At 56.8% G+C, this 19056-nt stretch carries 22 protein-coding genes, 1 tRNA gene and 7 pseudogenes; 17 read left to right on the forward strand and 13 right to left on the reverse strand.

Annotated features, from left to right (window positions below; all coding sequences use genetic code 11):
• Window positions 1–84 precede the first annotated feature (84 nt).
• From gpJ to J3P89_RS18085, 5 genes and pseudogenes are all read right to left on the reverse strand, one after another.
• A pseudogene (gene gpJ / locus J3P89_RS18065) lies at window positions 85–601 on the reverse strand (TipJ family phage tail tip protein); the annotation flags it as partial.
• A gap of 58 nt (window positions 602–659) precedes the next feature.
• Complete coding sequence (locus J3P89_RS18070; RefSeq protein WP_434695125.1) at window positions 660–1271, reverse strand: hypothetical protein; 612 nt, start codon at window positions 1269–1271, stop codon at window positions 660–662.
• A 24-nt stretch (window positions 1272–1295) separates the two neighbouring features.
• Window positions 1296–1854 (reverse strand): annotated as a pseudogene (locus J3P89_RS18075) (tail assembly protein).
• Between the two features lie 74 nt (window positions 1855–1928).
• The gene (locus J3P89_RS18080; RefSeq protein ID WP_434695126.1) at window positions 1929–2327 is read right to left on the reverse strand and encodes a hypothetical protein; all 399 of its coding nucleotides are present in this window, start codon (window positions 2325–2327) and stop codon (window positions 1929–1931) included.
• Window positions 2328–2414: 87 nt separating this feature from the next.
• On the reverse strand, window positions 2415–2912 hold the full coding sequence (locus J3P89_RS18085; protein ID WP_434695127.1) for a hypothetical protein: 498 nt from the start codon (window positions 2910–2912) through the stop codon (window positions 2415–2417).
• A gap of 560 nt (window positions 2913–3472) precedes the next feature.
• Between J3P89_RS18085 and J3P89_RS18090 the strand changes: the two genes are divergently transcribed.
• Window positions 3473–4132 (forward strand): hypothetical protein, encoded by a 660-nt coding sequence (locus tag J3P89_RS18090; RefSeq protein ID WP_434695129.1) that lies wholly within the window; start codon window positions 3473–3475, stop codon window positions 4130–4132.
• Here J3P89_RS18090 and J3P89_RS18095 read toward each other — a convergent pair.
• Together J3P89_RS18095 and J3P89_RS18100 are read right to left on the reverse strand one after the other, a co-directional pair.
• Window positions 4127–4321 carry a hypothetical protein gene (locus tag J3P89_RS18095; protein ID WP_434695130.1) on the reverse strand — a complete coding sequence of 65 codons (195 nt, stop codon included), beginning with the start codon at window positions 4319–4321 and terminating at the stop codon, window positions 4127–4129. The genes J3P89_RS18090 and J3P89_RS18095 overlap by 6 nt on opposite strands.
• Before the next feature lie 25 nt (window positions 4322–4346).
• Window positions 4347–4814, reverse strand: a pseudogene (locus tag J3P89_RS18100) (NlpC/P60 family protein); the annotation flags it as partial.
• 13 nt (window positions 4815–4827) lie between these two features.
• On the opposite strand from J3P89_RS18100, the gene J3P89_RS18105 reads away from it, so the two are divergent.
• The 4 genes and pseudogenes from J3P89_RS18105 to J3P89_RS18120 form a co-directional block, all read left to right on the forward strand.
• Complete coding sequence (locus tag J3P89_RS18105; RefSeq protein WP_434695132.1) at window positions 4828–5202, forward strand: hypothetical protein; 375 nt, start codon at window positions 4828–4830, stop codon at window positions 5200–5202.
• Window positions 5199–5441 (forward strand): hypothetical protein, encoded by a 243-nt coding sequence (locus tag J3P89_RS18110; protein WP_434695133.1) that lies wholly within the window; start codon window positions 5199–5201, stop codon window positions 5439–5441. The genes J3P89_RS18105 and J3P89_RS18110 overlap by 4 nt, the downstream gene beginning before the upstream one ends.
• Window positions 5438–5903: pseudogene (locus J3P89_RS18115) on the forward strand (hypothetical protein). Before J3P89_RS18110 ends, J3P89_RS18115 begins: the two are co-directional and overlap by 4 nt.
• A gap of 103 nt (window positions 5904–6006) precedes the next feature.
• Window positions 6007–6270 (forward strand): annotated as a pseudogene (locus tag J3P89_RS18120) (hypothetical protein); the annotation flags it as partial.
• Here J3P89_RS18120 and J3P89_RS18125 read toward each other — a convergent pair.
• Window positions 6254–6685 (reverse strand): hypothetical protein, encoded by a 432-nt coding sequence (locus J3P89_RS18125; RefSeq protein ID WP_434695135.1) that lies wholly within the window; start codon window positions 6683–6685, stop codon window positions 6254–6256. The pseudogene J3P89_RS18120 and the gene J3P89_RS18125 overlap by 17 nt on opposite strands.
• Window positions 6686–7156: 471 nt before the next feature.
• Here J3P89_RS18125 and J3P89_RS18130 point away from each other — a divergent pair.
• Window positions 7157–8400, forward strand: a pseudogene (locus tag J3P89_RS18130) (DNA-methyltransferase).
• A gap of 7 nt (window positions 8401–8407) precedes the next feature.
• Here J3P89_RS18130 and J3P89_RS18135 read toward each other — a convergent pair.
• Together J3P89_RS18135 and J3P89_RS18140 are read right to left on the reverse strand one after the other, a co-directional pair.
• Window positions 8408–8611: a hypothetical protein gene (locus tag J3P89_RS18135; protein ID WP_434695136.1), complete on the reverse strand. Its 204-nt coding sequence runs from the start codon at window positions 8609–8611 to the stop codon at window positions 8408–8410.
• A gap of 190 nt (window positions 8612–8801) precedes the next feature.
• Window positions 8802–10046 carry a hypothetical protein gene (locus J3P89_RS18140; protein ID WP_434695137.1) on the reverse strand — a complete coding sequence of 415 codons (1245 nt, stop codon included), beginning with the start codon at window positions 10044–10046 and terminating at the stop codon, window positions 8802–8804.
• Between the two features lie 84 nt (window positions 10047–10130).
• On the opposite strand from J3P89_RS18140, the pseudogene J3P89_RS18145 reads away from it, so the two are divergent.
• Both J3P89_RS18145 and J3P89_RS18150 read left to right on the forward strand, forming a co-directional pair.
• A pseudogene (locus J3P89_RS18145) lies at window positions 10131–12219 on the forward strand (DNA cytosine methyltransferase).
• Complete coding sequence (locus J3P89_RS18150) at window positions 12149–13408, forward strand: IS256 family transposase (protein ID WP_434577927.1); 1260 nt, start codon at window positions 12149–12151, stop codon at window positions 13406–13408. The pseudogene J3P89_RS18145 and the gene J3P89_RS18150 overlap by 71 nt, the downstream one beginning before the upstream one ends.
• A gap of 264 nt (window positions 13409–13672) precedes the next feature.
• Here J3P89_RS18150 and J3P89_RS18155 read toward each other — a convergent pair whose 3' ends face one another.
• On the reverse strand, window positions 13673–14002 hold the full coding sequence (locus tag J3P89_RS18155; protein ID WP_434695138.1) for a hypothetical protein: 330 nt from the start codon (window positions 14000–14002) through the stop codon (window positions 13673–13675).
• 459 nt (window positions 14003–14461) lie between these two features.
• The gene (locus J3P89_RS18160; RefSeq protein WP_434695139.1) at window positions 14462–14911 is read right to left on the reverse strand and encodes a hypothetical protein; all 450 of its coding nucleotides are present in this window, start codon (window positions 14909–14911) and stop codon (window positions 14462–14464) included.
• 111 nt (window positions 14912–15022) lie between these two features.
• Between J3P89_RS18160 and J3P89_RS18165 the strand changes: the two genes are divergently transcribed.
• The 7 genes from J3P89_RS18165 (at window position 15023) to J3P89_RS18195 (ending at window position 18050) form a co-directional block, all read left to right on the forward strand.
• Complete coding sequence (locus J3P89_RS18165) at window positions 15023–15454, forward strand: hypothetical protein (protein ID WP_434695140.1); 432 nt, start codon at window positions 15023–15025, stop codon at window positions 15452–15454.
• Window positions 15454–15738 carry a hypothetical protein gene (locus tag J3P89_RS18170; protein ID WP_434695141.1) on the forward strand — a complete coding sequence of 95 codons (285 nt, stop codon included), beginning with the start codon at window positions 15454–15456 and terminating at the stop codon, window positions 15736–15738. Before J3P89_RS18165 ends, J3P89_RS18170 begins: the two co-directional genes overlap by 1 nt.
• On the forward strand, window positions 15683–15988 hold the full coding sequence (locus J3P89_RS18175) for a hypothetical protein (RefSeq protein WP_434695142.1): 306 nt from the start codon (window positions 15683–15685) through the stop codon (window positions 15986–15988). Before J3P89_RS18170 ends, J3P89_RS18175 begins: the two co-directional genes overlap by 56 nt.
• Window positions 15989–16037: 49 nt before the next feature.
• A complete protein-coding gene (locus tag J3P89_RS18180; RefSeq protein ID WP_434695143.1) occupies window positions 16038–16460 on the forward strand; it encodes a hypothetical protein in 423 nt (140 codons plus the stop codon).
• Between the two features lie 48 nt (window positions 16461–16508).
• A complete protein-coding gene (locus J3P89_RS18185) occupies window positions 16509–16652 on the forward strand; it encodes a hypothetical protein (RefSeq protein WP_434695144.1) in 144 nt (47 codons plus the stop codon).
• Between the two features lie 73 nt (window positions 16653–16725).
• Window positions 16726–16938, forward strand: coding sequence for a hypothetical protein (locus tag J3P89_RS18190; protein ID WP_434695146.1), 213 nt, complete (start codon window positions 16726–16728; stop codon window positions 16936–16938).
• The gene (locus J3P89_RS18195; RefSeq protein ID WP_434698029.1) at window positions 16938–18050 is read left to right on the forward strand and encodes a tyrosine-type recombinase/integrase; all 1113 of its coding nucleotides are present in this window, start codon (window positions 16938–16940) and stop codon (window positions 18048–18050) included. The genes J3P89_RS18190 and J3P89_RS18195 overlap by 1 nt, the downstream gene beginning before the upstream one ends.
• 89 nt (window positions 18051–18139) lie before the next feature.
• Here the strand turns inward: J3P89_RS18195 and J3P89_RS18200 are convergent.
• Window positions 18140–18208, reverse strand: a tRNA-Ser gene (locus tag J3P89_RS18200).
• A gap of 177 nt (window positions 18209–18385) precedes the next feature.
• On the opposite strand from J3P89_RS18200, the gene J3P89_RS18205 reads away from it, so the two are divergent.
• The gene (locus J3P89_RS18205) at window positions 18386–18595 is read left to right on the forward strand and encodes a hypothetical protein (RefSeq protein WP_434695147.1); all 210 of its coding nucleotides are present in this window, start codon (window positions 18386–18388) and stop codon (window positions 18593–18595) included.
• Between the two features lie 84 nt (window positions 18596–18679).
• Entirely contained in the window at window positions 18680–19048 is a 369-nt protein-coding gene (locus J3P89_RS18210) for a hypothetical protein (RefSeq protein WP_434695148.1), read from the forward strand.
• Window positions 19049–19056: the final 8 nt, after the last annotated feature.

Consider the following 19056-nt stretch of genomic DNA (forward strand, 5'->3'; position numbering starts at 1 on the left):
AGGAATTTAACATTGAAAAAAATGATGATAAGCGCTGCGGCTGGAGTGGAGCCGCCAGTGCCACCGTTGGCAACCGGAAGCGCAGGTGGTGGTCTTGCCATCAACGGCATCGATCAACACCTGCTGATAAGCGCCGCCGTCGGTTGCCACGTCGACGGCGTACTCGATCCGGTAGCCGCCGATGTTGCCTTCATTGTCCCGGCGCTGGAGCGCGGGCCAAGCGAACCGCAGGCGCACGGCTGAAAGCTGGGTATTGGTGACCGAGCGGACCCATGCAGCATCGCTGCGCAGCTCGATGTTTAGCGAGGTTTCGTTCTCGACCGACGGAATCTCGGGGATGTACGTCTGATCGACGGAGCCCGAGCGCCAGCCCCACTTCACGTTCGGGAAGTTGACGTTACCGCTGGCGTCGTTGATCGGAGTTTTGTCCAGGAAGATGTCGGCCTCCCCTCGGCACACCTTCGAACTCACCCTCTCCCACCGCGATCAGCAGCTTCGCCAGGTTTGTCGAGCGCAGGCTGTCGCTGGCTTCCCTCGGCGCTTTCGGCTTGCTACTACCGCTCTTCTCGCCGTGGATATCGATCTTGCGTGCTGCGCCCATGCTTTCCTCCAGGCATAAAAAAACCGCCTCGTGGGCGGCTTGACGTAACTTGATGGTCTCAGAGCTGCGGTGGTTCTGCGTAGCTCACCTCCATGACCAACTCTATCCTCCTTTCTAAAATTTCGTTAATGACTGCTCTCTGGTCGTCGTGAACACTCATATAAACGTTCATCTGTTTCGCTCCGCGTTGACGCAAAGGGACGCCGAGTAAATTTCCACTGCAGGCGTATCTAAGTAATGCAAGCCCCCTCTCCAGCAACTGCTCAAAGTCAGACCACTGCTCAAGCCCTCGCAGATCACTATCTCTCGGAGCATGAAGATAGTTCCCGAGTCGTTCGCCAACCTCTTTTAACTCAGGTGTAACAGGCGTGTACTTGCACAGCATCACTGGAAAGCCGCCCGCAACGAGTCTGAGATTTACCTCCTGTTTACAACCTGAAAAGGCTTGCTCCACCTCTCTACCAAGCACCGCAATCTGCCATCCCTGCTTTTTCTTTTCCTTCACATGTTTCTGATTTTCTAGGTACTCCCGATACCTGGACTCAATTCCGAACCGCAACTCAAGCGCGCTATAAAAATAGTACTCCGAGTCATCCTTGCCGCGGGCGAAGAGCCTTTCGCCCCGAGCAAGATGGTTTGCTGCCCCTCTGAAGAACTTAATCGCTTCCATAACTATTTGCTCAAAAAAGCAAAATCATACCTTGTCTTCAGCCAGGATCGAGGCCGAGATGATTATCTCCCCCACCGGCGCTCGCCGATGCAGATTGGGACGGGGTTGCCACTGGCCGTGGTGTTCTTGGCGCTGCCGAAGGCGTAGGATGGGGCGTTCTCAGGTCCGGCGCTCTGCTTGAGGCCTGAGGCCTGGGGACTGAGCATCTGGATGACGCCGCCGGCTACGAGGCCGACGCCAAGTTGTACAGCCCAAGTCTGCCCAAATAGGAGCCGGCGACGATTAGCACGGCGCCGATAATCGTCTGGAGAAGACCAGCCCGCTTGCTCCCGGAGACGACCGGGACGATGCGAATCTCTTGTGCACCGCCGAGAGCAAAATCCTTCTCGGCCACATTCTGCCGATTCCGGAAGATCGCGAAGCGCATGTCCTTTCGTTCAACGTCCCTGATCGCCGCCTCAAAGCCCTCCAAGGTGCACTTGAGCGCCTTGAAGGCCTCGCCCACGGAGCTGCTACCAAGCTCATGATAGTGAACCCGGCCGAACAGCTTGATGAGCGGACCAGAAAGAAGAATGGTGGTCATGGTTGGATTGATGCTGAGTGTGGCTGCCAAGGCTTTTCTCCAGCGTAAAAAAACCGCCCGGAGGCGGCTGCTTGTCACTGCATGGTGGGTGATAAGTCCATGCTCATCGATGAGTCTATGGATATCCTGAATTTATTGGTGCTGCCGGCCTTGATATTGGTTTCCCGTTCTTTCAGACCGCTCCCACAGGATGACGCCGACACAATGTGTTCACCTGGGGTAACGTGGAATTTCGCGGTCTCGCCGGTACCTATTTCTGCCGCCCGGCGACCATTGATGCTCACCGTCGTATTGCAGCCTCCGCCAACGAAACCCTTGTCTCGAGTGACGACGAGCTTCGAATCACCTGGCGCCGATGCCTGGAACACAAACAATCTGGATGACGGGACCGGGTCGGCCTCACTGGACGGGACGGGAGAGGTCGCACACCCCGCCAGCAAAGCAACAGCTACCGCGCCTACGAACAATCTCATGGGGTCACTCCTAGGGAAGCGCGCAATGTAGCACCGGGCAGCCAGGAACGAAAAAGCCCGACGCGGAGCCGGGCTGTCTAATCACTATTACGTTTTTTTGGAAGCGATGGCGGGCTTGGAACGAATGGTGATTTCTATCTGCTCTGGATCGACTCCATACGTTTTCGCCAAACCTACAATTGCCTTTTCCAAGCTCAACGGGCCGTACGTACTGGGCTGAGCAACAAAAGATACAGAATCCCCAAGTGTAAAGAACGAATCATCGTCAAATGCAGTTAGCTGGGGATTATATCTATCAACACGGTATGGCTTGAAGGCTGGTCCGTACTCAGGAGTCCCACTCTTCCCTGTTACGGACCTGATCTCAGAAAACTTAAAAATCAGTGGGCCGCGGTCCTCTCTGGAAAGGACAATATCCTCAATCTTCGCGACCCACACTGGGCAGTGCTCGGCGCACAGGATCAAATAGTCGACTCCGATCCACGAGCCATGTTCATTTGCCATAGCTCTTCTTTCGAGACTTCTATTGACCGGGATAGCTGCGAACTCTGATTCCGACAAGCTGAATGATACGGCGTTGACCATGGTGCTCCCTCACTTGGAAAACCCCAGCCTAACCGAGTTGAAATGCGTTAGCTAACTGGATGAATCCCCAGTAACGCCCCGTCTCGAATCGGTAGTAGCGTTCAGCCACAGTGCATAGACGAACGCAGTGTGAGTGAGCGATGGGGCAGAAAACGATAGGCGACAAAATCAGAAAGGTTGCGGCCACCCCTAGCGCGGATGAGCGATGGGTCCGAGCTCTTCGCTACGCGATGATGCTGGAGATTGAATCGTTTATGGATCGCGAGAACTTTCGCCGAACGCTCTCAGCGCCAGAGGTGGAAGCGTTGCCCGGTCCTGATAGGCGTGCTAACCGGTTCAGTCGATGCGTTGACATGCTCGACATGATTGCACCCATCGAGAATGAGCGCCCTGCTAACGCAGCCAGATTGGCTATCGATTTCGCGGACTATCTTCAAGCTCGACATGCGAATCCAGTGTGCGAGCCTCCGGGCTCACTCATGGGGGAGCTGTTATCCATGGACCTCGGCAATTGAGCAACGGATTTCCCAGTCCTTCGCCTGCAAGCCCAAGGACTGGGATTGCGCCAAGTCGGCGCGGATAAGAACTTAGGAGATTCAAAAGTGACGGATACAGACGAATCCAAGCGGGGTTACGAGGCCGGTCCCAGTGATGCAATGAAGAAGGAGATTGGACAAGTCGTCATCAACCACGCCCTGTGTGACTCCCCTCTTTTAGATATTTTTCAAATTCTGTCCGGAACGTCGATCACAGTCACCTTTGCATTGGTCCGCACACTGAATATCAAGGCTGGCGCGATGATTGTAGCCATCAAGGCGCTTTCGCAAATCAGAGAGCCAGCGATGAACCCTGCTATACAGGAACGCCTTTCTACAGCCCTCTTACAGCACGACAAGCTGTCACGCTTACGAAACGAAATTGCACATTGGCAATGGCACCTTTCTCTAGAGGGTGTCGACGCTGCCCATGCTTCGAATGACTGGCGGAGAAACCCAGACAATTCTCAGGTGATCAAGAAATTTACTCTTGAAGATCTGAAGAATGTTTCGCTCGGGCTGATCAACGTCTATGCAGCCTTTAACCTGATTTCTGCAACACTGCAAAGCACCGTTGACGGCGAGCATCTTATAAAGATTTTTGTTGATTTTGATGAAGTCTTGAAACGCGTTCAGGATGCTGTTCTCGGTCTTCCAGAACCTTTGGCTGAAGAACTGTCATGATTCGAAATAGCTCTTCGAGGAGATAGGTAGAGATAACCCTTGGTCGTGAAGGCTGTAGACGTATTCCATTGCCGCCTCAGTCATGGCCTCAGTTACGATCACCTGTTCCAGATCTTTTGGAGATTTTTTCGCATAGCGCGCAAGGTCGGCAAGGCTTTGCGCGCTCAACCAATCCGATAGATCACTCATGCCTTTCTCCGACGGCTCCGCCGCATCATTTGACTGGTGGAACATCTTTGTGCCGGAGGATCAGGCGTGTACGGTCAAACCATGGGCCTCCGAAGACGATGATCTCGCTTGTGCGGCCATATAGGTGGTGCAGCAGGAACGGCCCGGGGCCGAACGTTGCCGCGTTCTCACCTGGTAGCGCAGGATCCGTGTCGAGAAAAATTCCGGCATGGTTCGGGTAAACCGTCCGCCCCACTTCCATCACGATCATGTCGCCGGGCTGCGGCTGGTCTACCCGGTAGAAGCCGGCGGCCTCGTAATTCACCTCGTACAGGCTGGCGTTGTCCTTGCTCTCCCACCAGCCGTCGGTGCGCTTGAAGGCCTCGAATTCAAGCCCCCACTCGCGCCTGTACGAGTCCGCGCAGACCTGCCAGCAGTCCCAGGCGCCTTGGACGAACGGGCGCTTCAGCAGCGGCGTCTCGCCGGTGGGCACCACCGTCCGCAAGTCATCCTCACTGATTGGCTCGATGCTCAAGTACAAAAAGGCCGAGCAGCAGAAGGCCGAAGCCCTGCGCGAGGAGATTCGCCAGCAGGAACTGAAGCGGATCGATGATGAAGCAAAGGCAAGCGCTGTAATTGAGCCGCCGCCCGCCGCTTCACCTGCACCGGTCCGGGCCGCCCAGTCTGCACCGCCTGCAGCGAAGTCTGTCAGCGTGCAGACGCCAGCGGCCAATCTTCAGGCCGAGGTCTTCGACTTGGAGGCTCTGATTAAGGCCGTGGCATACGGGCAGGCCCCTATTTCGGTGCTCACCGTAGACTGGGAAGCGCTCGATGCACTCGTCGCTGACCAGGGCTCTAGTTTCAGCATGGCCGGCGTGAGGCTGGTCAAGGTGGCAGCATGATCAGCAACCACTTGAGCCTGGTCGAACATCATCGGCCACTGGCGGATTCCATTTCCGAGCGGATCGTCCAGTTTCTTGCGGCCGGCGGCCATATCGACGAACTGCAAAGCCCGCCGCGCAATCCCATCCCGCCGCCCCGCTCGACTCGGAAAGACCCTGAAACGGTCCTCAAGCGCAAGCCCAAGCGCCTGTCGCTGGCCGAGCGCCGCGCCCTACGCAAAATGGCGGACTCGCTATGAAGTCGAAACGAAAACCCAACAACGGTTTCGCCCGGGCTGAACGCAGTTGCCGGGCGCTGCTGCGCACCAACCACGTCGCGGTCGTGAACATCGACCCCAGTGGCAGCCAGATCATGGCGAACCGGAAGAGCTGCCGGCAGATACGCAGCCTGGCGATCGCGAACGCGATATTTGGCTTCTCCTACCGCTGGACGATCTACATCGCCGCCATGTGTCGGGACGAGCGCGGCGCCGAGTACATCAAGTCGGTCCAGATCTCGCCTGATGGTATGCACAAGGTCGAGCGCCTGACCGATGCCATCGAGCATTACTACCTAGAACTGCGCAACAGCGCGAATCCCAACCACCTGGTGGCGTCAGGCTGGATCGCCATCCCAGACGATGGTTTCGATGGATGAGGCCCAGGCCGCGAAGCTGTTCTATGCCGCCAGCGCCTGGCACCAGGTGAAGGTAGCAGCGTGAGACGTTTCCGCACCCAACGACGCAAACGACAGACCCGGCTGGCACTGCCCGCCAGTGGAATTGAAGAGGTAGGCCATGTCAAGAGCAATGCAGATCGCTCAGCGAAAGCCGCGGGGAAGAGGAAATCAGGCTTCACTGCCTGCCCGGTACGCGCCAAGCCCTTACTGAGCTGATGGCATGGAGCGGCATCGAGGAACAGGGCGAAGCGATCACACTGATGATTCATCACCTGCACGGCCTCGGCCCGGGCGGCGCCCTTCCCTTGCTGACACCTCCGCGACACGAATACGTGATACCCGAAAACGTGTCGCGGAAGTTGAAGCTGGCCTACGCCCGCGAGGCTTTACGGGTTACGGGCGATTCGTAGTTTTGATGGGCGAAGCGGCTTTCTGAACAGCCAGATCTGTCAGTCGGGAAAGCATCTCGGCATTTCCAACCGAAGCCTGGCCAAAATTCGACTCGATCACGTCGAGAGGCAACTGCTCCTCACTCTGCATTTTTCCGTCGGGCTTATAAAATCCGATGAATGCTGCGTCGACATGCCCTTGGAACAGGCCGACGCTGACCGTCGAATGCTTGCCGTTTTCATGAGTGTGCTCACGACGCTCCGCATCGGGATAACGCGCAAAGAATTCAAAAAAGACTTCGTGACGTTCCAACATTTTCGCTCCTTGATCTGGCACCATGCCGGTCACCTGTAATACCCCAATGCAAACTAAATTGCCACTGGGCGCAGCGCCACGGCGGTTAGCGGCGCTGAACGTGCTGATCCACTCGCTCACCGGTGCTCGTGTCGACAATGACCATGTCCCACCAAGTGTCACTGGGGGCGGTTGTAAGCTTATATGAGCGACCAGCGACAAGATCAACGTCTCGGAGCTTTCGATCCAAAGAACTGGCAGTGCCTACCCAATATCTGAGTTCCAGTCGATGCCTACCCGCAGTGAGTCGATATTCTGTTTGGGTAGCGAGTGCGAAATTGGTTTTCCTGCCGTCAACGGTGGCAATGAACAGTGACTTGTCGGTTAGGCCGATACGCGCAACGTCAGAATCCGGTAATCCTTCAGCTGCTTTTTCGGTGTAGAGATACAGCCACTGGTGGAAGTAATTACCAGGGCAATTGCTAAGGCTCGTAGCGCGCTTTCGACATATCTGCATCAAGATCCATGTGGAATATTCGCAGCATTCAACCCTAATTAAAATCAAATTGCCACCGCCGGCCACGAAGGGCGGCGACTGACTGGAAATCAACTATGACTCCCTCCCACCAGATACCGGTCGGCGACTGCATCGACATGATGCGGACCTTGCCGGATCAGTCAGTGCAGTGCTGCGTCACCAGCCCGCCCTACTACGGGTTGCGGGACTACGGGTCGACGGCCAGATTGGCCTGGAAGAAACGCCGGCCGAGTTTATCGCCCGCCTGGTCGAAGTGTTCCGGGAAGTGCGCCGAGTACTTCGTGACGACGGTACCGCCTGGGTGAACATGGGTGACAGTTACGCCGGAAGCTGGGGTGCGCACGGGCGCGATGACATGGGCGTCGGTGTCTCAACGATCAGCCAGCGCTAGGTGATGGCCTCACATCGGAAGTCGAAAGCCACCACTCATGCCGATACAAGCCGAAGGATCTGATGGGTATGCCGTGGCGCTTGGCCTTCGCTCTCCAGGATGATGGCTGGTACCTGCGGCAGGACATCATCTGGCACAAGCCAAACCCGATGCCGGAATCGACGCGGGATCGATGCGCGAAGGCCCATGAGTATCTGTTCCTGCTCAGCAAGTCGCGGCGGCACCACTACGACAGCGATGCGATTCGGGAGCCCACCAACCTCACCGGCAAAGGCAGTGCCAATGGCTTTCGAGGCGGGGCCTATGTCAACGGCGCCACCTTCGACAACACGGAAGGAGGCAAGCGCACATCAACCGGCAACACGGTCCCGCCGAACAACGGCGTGGGCTGGGGCCATGGTACCGATGCAAAGGCAAGAAATCGATCACGCGTCACGGTGCCGGCCGGCTGGGATACGTCAACCGGCGACGGTGGTCGCGGCGCTTTTTGACAAGGACGGCGCCGAGCGCTCCAGGCGTGACAGCTTCAAGCGCGATGACTCGAAGCGAGAGCAGACGATTCCGGGTCAGGTCAAAGGCACTCACCGGCCGGACCGCGAGGAAAGCTCATGGGACGTCGAGACGCGGAACAAGCGCAGTGTGTGGACAGTAGCGACACATGCGTTCAAGGAGGTCCACTTCGCCACCTTCCCGCCTGAGCTGATCCGGCCCTGCATTCTGGCCGGGGCCCCGCGCGGTGGAGTCGTGCTTGACCCGTTCGGCGGAGCCGGTACCACAGCCGTGGTCGCGATGCAGGAGGGTCGCAAGTCGATCCTTTGCGAACTCAATCCGGATTACTCGGCCGTTGCTGAACGCCGGATCGCCGCGGCCTGGCTAGACGGCGCGGCGCAGATGGATGTGTTCCATGATGCAGCGCCGGCCGCTTGATGTGCTGCTATGCCTCGACCGCTTCAAGACGGTATTTTTGAAGGTCCCGTATCTGATGGAACCAATAAAAAACCGCTTCAGCTTTTTCTTTGGTTTCGAATCGTTCAGCCCCATCAGAACCGAAGGAAGCGTACCGAAGCCCCTCGCGATCTGGGGCCGAGCCATAAAACACCGCGCCTTCGCTGTCGGTCATTTTAACAATCCAAGCCATAGCGTCACTCCCTGATCCGGCCTCATGCCGGGCCATCAACCAATAGCCCACAAACTCGAATCACGCCAACCGGCGAGGATCTCGCACGGAAATTACCTACATATCGGTCTGCTCGGGCATCGAACCGGCCGGCATGGAGTCGCTTGCCGATGATCCGCGAGAGGCTGATGACGAGATCTTGCAAAATTCATTAATCATCCCGCTCATAGTGGCGCTGATACCTTAACGCCTTCTCCACACACATTTGCAAGTGCTTCAGTTCATCGAAACCACTGGGCAAATCTAAAAACTTATTTGCAGCTGCTAGAGTAGGTAACACTTTGTAGTTACCAACATAGAAACTAACGGCCTGCTTGAAAAACATCTGAAGTTGAAAGCAGTGATAATCCAGGTCGTCAACCTCGTGTCCCGCATGCACGTTGCGATTCCGATACTCCCTCAGATGCTCCAAGATTTGAGCATAATAAGGGCGCTCATCGAACATGAACGAGCATCTTCGAACGATCGACTCTGCGTTATTTTCATTGGGACTAACTATTGACTCAAGCGCCGCCCACAGCTTTTGGATAACAACATTTTTGTCATCCTCATCGAATGCTCGGACATAACGCACAAAAGCAGCTTTTATCACAGAGCCATTCTTATGCAATGAAACCTTTTCAATAATTGTTTTCGCTATCTTTGCAAGAGCTTGAGGATCTTTTAGGGTTGCGACCTTTTTAACCTGGTAGTTTCGTTCGTACCAATGAAGGTTCTTATCTACTAGCGCACCATTATCCCGGTGCAGTGAGTGAAGCCCACCGAACATAATCTTGTTCAGCGGCCCGCTTTTTTGAAAGCCGAAATTGTACTGCGCCTCCGGGTTAACGTATAACGCATGGACCGCTCTTACATAATCAAGTTCATAGATTGCCGAATGAAAAGCGTCCATCTTGTCTTTTGACTTCAACCTCACAGTAACTGGACAATACGACGCGGGCATGGCCTCTAACTCACTTTTCCACAGGTGATGATTGCGGGTTCTATATTTTTGCGGCAGTCCTTTAGGGTAAGAACGAACCACCGCCTTTCCGACAGCTATTGACTTCACGGGAAACCCCCCAGCAAGGGAGATCGAAGTTACCATCGCATATATGTCTTCTCTTTTTTTACCGTGACGCACTACGGCTTCATTCAATTCAGAAAGAAATGACTCCTTAGTGAATATCTTTGCTTTGGCGCAAACAGCTTGGGCTTCCAAATATAATCGCTTGGTCGTGGCGTAACTAAAATCCCCGCTGAACTGCAGCATAGTGAGGATGACACTGTCTATTTCCTGCTTCTCAAACGCAGAGTAACTCACCGTACCGTCTGAGTTGACAGTAGTTATCTCTTTTAATTTTTCAATCAAAACTTGCGGCTTCAGCTTCTCGTTTTTCTTCCACGTCACTTTCATATGAAATTTCCCAATGCGGCTGCATGCCAGCCGAACACAAATACCCCACTTCTACGAATCACGCCAGCCGGCGAGGATCTCCCTATGTCCTCACAACAGAAACACCCCTTCGATTTCAAAACCCAATACGGACTCGGCTTGAATCCTCAGGATGATGAGATCGTAGTCGACTTCTTCTGCAGTGGCGGCGGTGCCGATACCGGGCTGGAAATGGGCCTGGGCCGCACGATGAACGTCGCGAAAAACCACAGCCCGCAGGCGATCAGCATGCACACCGTGAACCACCCTGGCGCGGTGCACTTCACCACGGATGTTTTCGATGGTGACCCGGATACCGAGTGCGGCGGCAAGGGCGTTGGCTGGTTCCAAATGTCGCCGGACTGCACACACCACAGCCAAGCCGCCGGCGGCCAGCCGCGCAAGCGCGAGATCCGGAACCTGTCATGGATCGGCCTGAAATGGGAAGGCAAGAGATGCCCCGCGTGATCAGCCTGGAGAACGTGAAGCAGATCCTTCAATGGGGCCGCTGATCGCCAAGCGCTGCAAGTCCACCGGCCGCGTGGTCACCCTTGACCTGATGCCGCACTCGACAAAGCCCAAGAGCATGGTCAATCGGATCGCGGAGCCTGGTAAGGTCGTGCCGGTACACAATCAATTCCTGGTCCCCGACCCAAAACACCGCGGGCAGACCTGGGCTGTGTTCGTCGCCGAGCTGCACCGCCTGCGATATGCCGTCAAGTGGCGTGTGATCAAAACTTGCGACTTCGGCGCCCCGACCAGCCGGGAACGCCTGCTCATGATCGCCCGGTGCGACGGCCAGCCGATCGTGTGGCCGGAGCCAACCCACGCGAAGAACCCAGTCAAAGGCCAGCAGAAGTGGAAGACCGCCGCCGAATGCATCGACTTCAGCGACCTGGGAAAAAGCATCTTCGGCCGCAAGAAGGACCTAGCCCCGGCCACTCTGCGCCGTGTTGCCAAGGGCATGAAGAAATTCGTTATCGATAACCCGGCGCCGTTCATCGTGCCGATTGCGAATTGGTCGGGCGAATTGGCGCAGTAGTCGGCCGAGCCGCTGCGCACCATTACCAGCTGGCCCCGCGGCGGCTCGTTCGCCATGGCAAGCCCCGTCATTGCACCCGCCACGCATCAAGGCAGCGTCAGGGTTAACGACCCGATGGACCCATTGCCGACCGTGACATGCGCCAACCGTGGGGAGCTGACGCTGATCAGCCCTGTGATGGTTACTGCCGCGCACGGAGAAGGGAAGCCAGGCGGTGTGCAACGATGGGGCGACGGCAGCAGGTTCGCCGGCGACCCGTTGGGCACTGTGACGGCGAGCGGCGGGCACTCAATTGCCGCTGCGTCGCTTGTCCAGCTTGGCACCGGTGATAAGCCTGGATCCGCACCGCGCAGCGCCGATCTTGCCCAGCCACTGGGAACAATTATGGCTTCGGGCGGAAAGTACGGGGTTGCCACGGCCTTCATGGCCCAGATGAATGGCGGCTTCAACCCCACGCTTGCAAAGGGCATGGATGAGCCGCTGACCACGGTGACCAACACCGGAAGCCAGCAGGACCTGGTCACGGCCAACCTGGTGCACTTGCGCGGCAACTGTGATGCCCGGGCGGCGGATGAACCGCTGCGCACCATCAGCGCCGGGGGCGAGCATCACGGCCTGGTTAGCGCATTTATGGAGCGAGCCTTCGGCGCCAGCGTCGGCCAGGGTCTGGAGGAGCCCGCGCCAACTATCACCGCCGGCGGCGGCGGTAAAAGCTCGCTGGTGTCGCTGAAGCTGTCACCGGAGCATAAAGCCGGCGCGCTGCGGGTTGCCGCGTTCCTGGTCAGCTACTACGGCACCGAGAATATCAGTGCCTGTGATGCGCCGGCGCCAACGATCATCACCAAGGATCGCTTGGCGATGGTGATGGTGATGGTGATGGTGATGGTGATGGTGATGGTGATGGTGATGGTGATGGTCAAGGGTACCCCGTATGTGATGGTCGATATATGCCTGCGGATGCTGAAGCCGTCGGAGCTGTACAAGGCGCAGGGGACTGTCAGAAATTTTGTGTTCGGGCATAACATGCTGAAGAGGTGCATGTATGCCAACCAAAAAGAAGACGGCCTTGGAGGCCAAAGCCGAGCTCCCTTCGATCCCGAAGGAGCTGATTGATCAGTTCGTCAAAGGCCCAATGACTGCCGAGGCGATTCAGGATGCGTCGATGGCCTTCAAGAAGGCGCTTATCGAGCGAGCCCTGGGCGCAGAGCTGGGCCACCATCTTGGCTATCCTCAGGGCGCGGAGCGTCCCGAGGAGTCGAGTAACCAGCGCAACGGTAAAAGCGGCAAGACCGTTCTGACAGACGACGGTCCGCTTCGTCTGGAGATTCCCCGTGATCGCGATGGCAGCTTTGCGCCGATCCTGATTCCCAAGCATGAGCGGCGCTTTACCGGGTTCGATGACAAGATCATCGCCATGTACGCTCGGGGCATGACGGTTCGCGAGATTCGCGCGTTTCTCTTGGAACAGTACGGGACAGATGTCTCGCACGACTTCATCAGTTCGGTCACCGACGCGGTGATGGAGGAGATCGGCGCCTGGCAGCAACGACCGCTTGAGCAGATGTATCCGGTCATCTTCTTCGACGCGTTGCGGGTCAAAATCAGGGAAGAAGGACTGGTCCGCAATAAGGCCATCTACTTGGCCTTGGGCGTATTACCGGACGGAACCCGCGATATCTTGGGCATCTGGATCGAGACAACGGAAGGCGCCAAGTTCTGGATGAAGGTCTTCAATGACCTCAAGACACGCGGAGTCGAAGATGTGCTGATTGCCGTGACCGATGGTCTCAAAGGCATGCCAGAAGCCCTGAGCGCGGTGTTTCCTGAGACGACTTTGCAAACCTGCATCGTACATCTGATCCGCAACAGCCTCGACTATGCAGCCTGGGACAAACGTCGGGAACTGGCCAAAGCGCTTAAGCCGATCTATCAAGCGATCAACGCCGAGGCCGCCGAAGCGGCTTTGGACTCGTTCGAAAATGGCCCCTGGGGCAAACAGTACCCAACCATCGTAGCTGCCTGGCGACGCGCCTGGGATCGAGTCATCCCGTTTTTTGTCTTTCCGCCCGCCATCCGGAAAGTGATTTACACGACCAATGCAATCGAGAGCATCAACGCTCAACTGCGCAAGATCATTAAAACGAGGGGGCACTTCCCAACCGATGAAGCTGCCACCAAGTTAATCTGGCTGGGCTTGCGCAATATAACCGCAAACTGGGGCAGTGCAGCCCATGACTGGAAAAGCGCCATGAATCAGTTCGCGATCCTGTACGGGGATCGGTTCATCAGGCCGACGTGGTAAATGAAGGTCTGCCTAACGGCAGGCCGTTACCGGCCCGCACACAAAAAATCTGACACTCCCGGCGCAGGGCTTCCCCGCCGACTACGTCATCACTCACGGCGCCGACGGCAAGCCATTCACCAAGACCCAGCAGGTCCACATGTGCGGCAACAGCGTGAGCCCGCCGCCGATGGCCGCCCTGGCGAGGGCCAACGATCCTTGGAGGGCGGCCGAGCGGCAGGCGAAAGCTGCTTAATTGGAGTTACTGGATCGGGGCTGGTTAATTCAACTTTCATATCGACGGTTTCTTTCCGCCTCCTCTCTCCGATATCCGGCCCACTTCATATAGCAGGCCTCAGTCAGTTCCACCGACATAAGATTGTTCTCTAGACAATAGTGCAACACCTGTATGCCCAGAGACTGATCTGATCGTGAGCTATAGGTGAACTCGCGCTCCCGGCCATCAACAAATCGAAATACGATGGCGTATTTTTCTTCGGTAACACTGTCAATCTCAGCCACATGCTGAAGATTAATGATGCTGTTCCAGAACTTAAGGAGCGTCTGCCCAGGGTGGTTCGGAAGCTGGGCTTTTACATCTACCGCATCAACCATTCAATTTAGACCTTTTATCTGACACGCCATCAAGCTGAACCTGGGTGGCGACTTCCCAGCTGCATAACGCTACCGAAATTCACGACCAATCGCTATAGGGAGGTTTATCCATGCTCACAGAAGACCGTCCTGCAGGTCCTTTCGGCCATAACGGTCGCACCTTGAAGATTCAACTGAGCTCTCGGTGCGCTGCGAGACTTCAGCGAGCCCAACTCAAAGGCATGTTTCGCCTTGCTTGTGGGCGCGATTGCGCTGCCGGCGAGTCGAAGGACCATTGGCTTGAGGCTCAGGCCCGGGACAAAGAGGTACTGCCTTGTGGGCTGCCTTGTGAGAGGTTCGATTTCTCCGGCGATGACTGCCCAGGCCACGACAACGCGCCGCCAGCTGTGAAGGTCTATGATCTGGTATCGATGGAGATTTGAGACCGTGGCAGTCCCCCTCAGTGACGGCACCTTAAGGCTACGACAGCTTCTGAATGCCAAGCACTAGGAGATCACCGAAACCGTTTATCAGAGTACCGGCGATGAGAATGCTCAGTTCGACTGATTTAAGTCGCTTGACCCGCTTTTCGATGTAGTTGGCGAACATAGTCTCAAGCCCTTTATTAACCAGCGACTCAAGCCCTTTCTTGTAAGCCGTGTCTAGCGGACGGCCAAAAAACCGTTCATGCACTTCATAGAGCTCTTGCAACTGTTTCTCATCGCCCATTTCTCGAAAACGGCTTATCGGAGAAGTCAGCACTTGCTGCAGTCGGACAGATGCGGCGAGCACCCCTACAACAATTATCACCGAGCCGGCACGGTTCAGCCATGGAGGATCGTAGGCATACCCAGCTACCGCACCACCAATCGCTGTCGCGACACATACCCCAACGATTATTCGCTCTAACCAGCTGGTTCTAACCTTCATCCTGATCGCTCTCACAGTAGACGGTGGATTTTCAAGCAGAAGGTCGGCTAGAGCAAACTTTATCCTCCCTCTTCAAAGTCAGCCGCTATAGCGGCAAGGACGAGCTCGGCCATGGAAACGAAAAAACTCGGCCCGGACCATTATCGCTACGTCGACGAGATGGACCCGCAAGGCCTGGCGGTAACATGCAAAAAGTATGTGGTTATCGGTGAAACCGAGCAGTGCTGGTACATCGTGGACGAATTTCACAACAATCTCTTCGGCGGCCCGCAGCGTGAATCCCTGCTGAAGCAGTACCGCAAGCGCGTTCTGAAGGGTGGCGGTGAGCACGGCCGGCGATTCGCTTACACCGATAAGGCCCTGGCGCTGCGCTCTTACAAGCAGCGTAAGTCTTGGCAGGTGCGCCATGCCCAGCTATCACTTGAGCGCGCCCAGGCCGCCATCGCGTACTTCGGCAAAACCAGGACCGACAGCGCGGTGCCACCCGACAACCTGATTGTCCCGTGCGAATACATCCAGGCCATGAATTGGAGCGAGTGTTGATGATCATCGACAAGACGAAGCTGAAAGAAGCCGCGTGGCTGGTCCGCGACGGCTCCGGCCTCCAAGGCCTGCATGCGGAAGAAGCCATGCACGACTTCGAGCTTCTGGCTACTCCCGATGCGGTCCTGGCCCTGCTCTCGGAGATCGACCAGCTCAAGGGGTTGATTCCCGAATGGCCGCCTCGCCCGCCGCATGGTGAGGGCTTGCCCCGCTACGGAGTGCGCTGGAATGGCCCACAGCAGCCGCTGGCCGTCCCGATGGATGACGGGTACTGGACGCCCTGACCTGGCCGACCAGCTCAAGGCCGAGGTGGATTCGCTTACCCGACAAGCTGACAGGCAATACACGACCATAGAAGCGTATCGCAAGGATGCCGAGCGGTATCGGTGGCTGCTCAAGAACTCCAGCGTCATCTTGGACAAAAAAGAGGCATATCAGGCGGAAACGGGGTTCATAAAGTTCGACACCATGCCCGGCCGCACGGAAGCCGAGTCGGCCATCGACGCCGCCATGAGCAAGGAGCCACAGCCATGATCTTCCCCCTGCTCTACATGGCCCACCTGATATACAGGAGGACGAGGCCATGACAAGACCAGTAACAGAGCGCGACTTCAGAAAGCCTGAACTCTTGGATGCTCAGCCCGAGGATTACGAATTCAGGGGAGACGGCGCGGTGGTCCGAAAAGATCGCTGGGAAACAGGAATCCACCAGATCCGCTGCATTGTCGGGCCGAAAGGCCGGGAGTTCGAAATCGCGGATGTGGTTGCGGCAGTTGATGCAGTCGCTGGCCGATGGCAAGACCCGGAACCCGACGAAAATCCGGGCTATGACGTGATCGATGTCCGGCTCTCGTGCGGCAGCATCCTCTGCGGCCTGGAAAGAACGGGCGAGGCGTTCGCCTTCGCGTGGCGATTCGGCGGCATCGACTTCACCCGCACCGACTTTGGTGCCGACATCGAAGCCTGGCGCCCATCCAGAAACAAACCTGAAGCATCCACCTCCTAACCCCCACCCACCTACAGCCTGCCGGTGAACGGCGGGCGAGGAATTCCTATGCCTGATCAGAAAGAACACCTGCACGAAGAAATGGTCGCGACGCTGCGTGAGTCTCGGCAAGTGATCGCCATGGCGCTCAAGGCTGGGGCGCCCGACTGGTTCGATACCGATGAAAAGGTTGCGCTGCACGTCACTGTGTAAAGGATCGACGCCGCCATCGCCAAAGCCACCCAATAACCACCTTCTGCCGCCACGCGCGGCATGGAGCACACCAATGAAGAAAGAGCTGATCAAGATCAGTGAATTCCAGCGCCGACGCTGGGGTGAAAACGGCACACCACCCTGCCCCCAGGCGATTCGCAACTACATCCGCAACGGCCACGTCCCCGGCGAGCAGATCGGGAAACTCTGGTACGTTGATTGGACAGCATTCAGCCGGTCGGACGGTAATGACCTGGTCGCAATGGTATTGAAAGGAGCTGCATGATGGTCCCACGGCCGCGCAACAAGGCGAACAAGAGCCTCCCGCAGAACCTGTACTTCGATTCGCGGCGCTCGACCTATCGCTACCGCCGGCCTACCGACGGTAAGTGGTTCCAATTTGGCGGCGACCGGATCAAAGCAATCGATGCGGCCAAGCAGTTGAATCTGGAGTTCATGCGCGGAGCAGACCTTATCGGCGCCGTGATGGGTAGCACGTCGGAATCCTTCGCCGGCTTTCTGGACGCCTACGAACGCGACGTGCTGCCGCCACGGGAACTGGCAAAAGGGACTCTGGGCCTGTATGCCGTGCACTTTCGCCGCTTCCGGAAACAGTTCGAAGGCAAAGCAGTCGACCAAATCACGATCCGGATGATTGCCGAAATGCTAGATGCGCTCACGCCGCGCACGGCAAATCAGTGCCGCGCGCTGCTGATCGACATCTTCAACCACGCAGCGGCCAAAGGCCTATGCCCGGACAACCCGGCGGCCAGTACCATCAACCGGATCGAGAAGAAGCAGCGCAAGCGGCACACCGTCGAGGGTCTGAAGGCCATTCGAGAAAAGTCGCCGGCCTGGCTGCAGAACGCTATCGATCTAGTGCTGATCACCGCGCAGCGGCGTACCGACATTCTGAACATGCGATTTGATGGGGTTCGGGAGGGTTATCTGTACGTGGTACAGCAGAAGACGGCCAAGGCCAGCGATGCTGCCTGGATTCGGTTCAAGGTGACCGAAGAACTTCAAGCCGTTATCAGCCGGTGCCGGGATGATATCGCTTCCCCGTACCTGGTCCACCGGCGCCCGGATCGCTTGAAACAGAAGCAAGCGCAGACGAACGATCATTGGACACAGGTCGAAGAGCGGTATTTGACGCGAGCCTTCAAAGAGGCTCGGGAATTGGCAGGGTGTTACAAAGGGTGGAAGGAAGAAGAAATGCCGGGCTTCCATGAAGTGCGAGCGTTGTCGCTGCACCTGTACCAAAAAGCCGGCAAGGATGGCCAGACAATCGCCGGTCACGCCAGCGAGAGCATGACCAGAAACTACCAGAAGGATCACGCGGATATCGTGTGGTCGGAGGCAATCCCGGACCTGAATATCAGCGAAATCACTGGATAGTCTTGCGCAAGTTTTGCGCGGGTTTTGCGCGGGCACAAAAAAGCCGATCTATTTTATCGGCTTAAGTGACTGATTTTACTCAGGAAATATGGTCGGGACGGAGTGATTCGAACACTCGACCCCTAGCACCCCATGCAAGCGGACTGACCTACAGCCCGCCAAACCAGAGGCTTCGCGCCGGGCGCTCGCTGCAACGATGCCCAACGGTGCGCAACCGCGCTTTACAAAGTCACTCGGAAAGTCACTAAGCCTTTTTTGGCACTCCCTCCGGCGTCCTGCCGACCGAACGAAAATCTCCCAACTGCTACCCTGTCCTCATCACTGGAGGACATTAATTGCCCAACTCAGACCTGCTCCCTTCCCTGCTGTACAAAATCAACGAAAACCAGCTGGCGCTCGAAGCGGCCATCCTGGAACTGTCCAATTGGGTTGAGCGGCATGGCTCGCCCGAAGTCGCCGACAACGTGCGCGGCGCCCTGGATACCATTGACCAGAACGAAGAGTTCATCAAGCTGACGCTCGCTGTGCTGATGGCTCCCGAGTGAAATAGCGCTGCTCGTCGGCTCACCCTCGCCTGAGCCGACCGCCTCGATTACTGTATATTCGAACAGTATCGGCAAGGCATGGTCATGGACCCGTATGAAATCGAAGACACCAGCGACTGGCTGGGCACCCCCACCCCCCTGGAAATGTACAAGCATTCCTGCCTCATGCTCGAGAACGAGGTTCAGGAACTGACCACCCAGCTGCGCAAAGCGCGCCAGGACATCTTCGGTTTGATCGAAATGCACGGCACCGAGGCCAAAGAGTGCGCAAAGCTTCGAGCTGAACTGAAGGCGGTTAAGAAGACTCTCAGCGACCATTATCTGGAGCACACGACCGTAACGAACGCGGCGCGGTCGAAGATATCAGGCCAGAGCGCCTTGATTGCCGAGCTATACCATCGGCTCAAGGTATATGAGGGCGACAGCCTTCCTGATGTGATACTCGGGCAATGAGTGAAACT

Source organism: Pseudomonas sp. Z1-14 (assembly GCF_051132005.1).
Lineage (GTDB): Bacteria > Pseudomonadota > Gammaproteobacteria > Pseudomonadales > Pseudomonadaceae > Aquipseudomonas.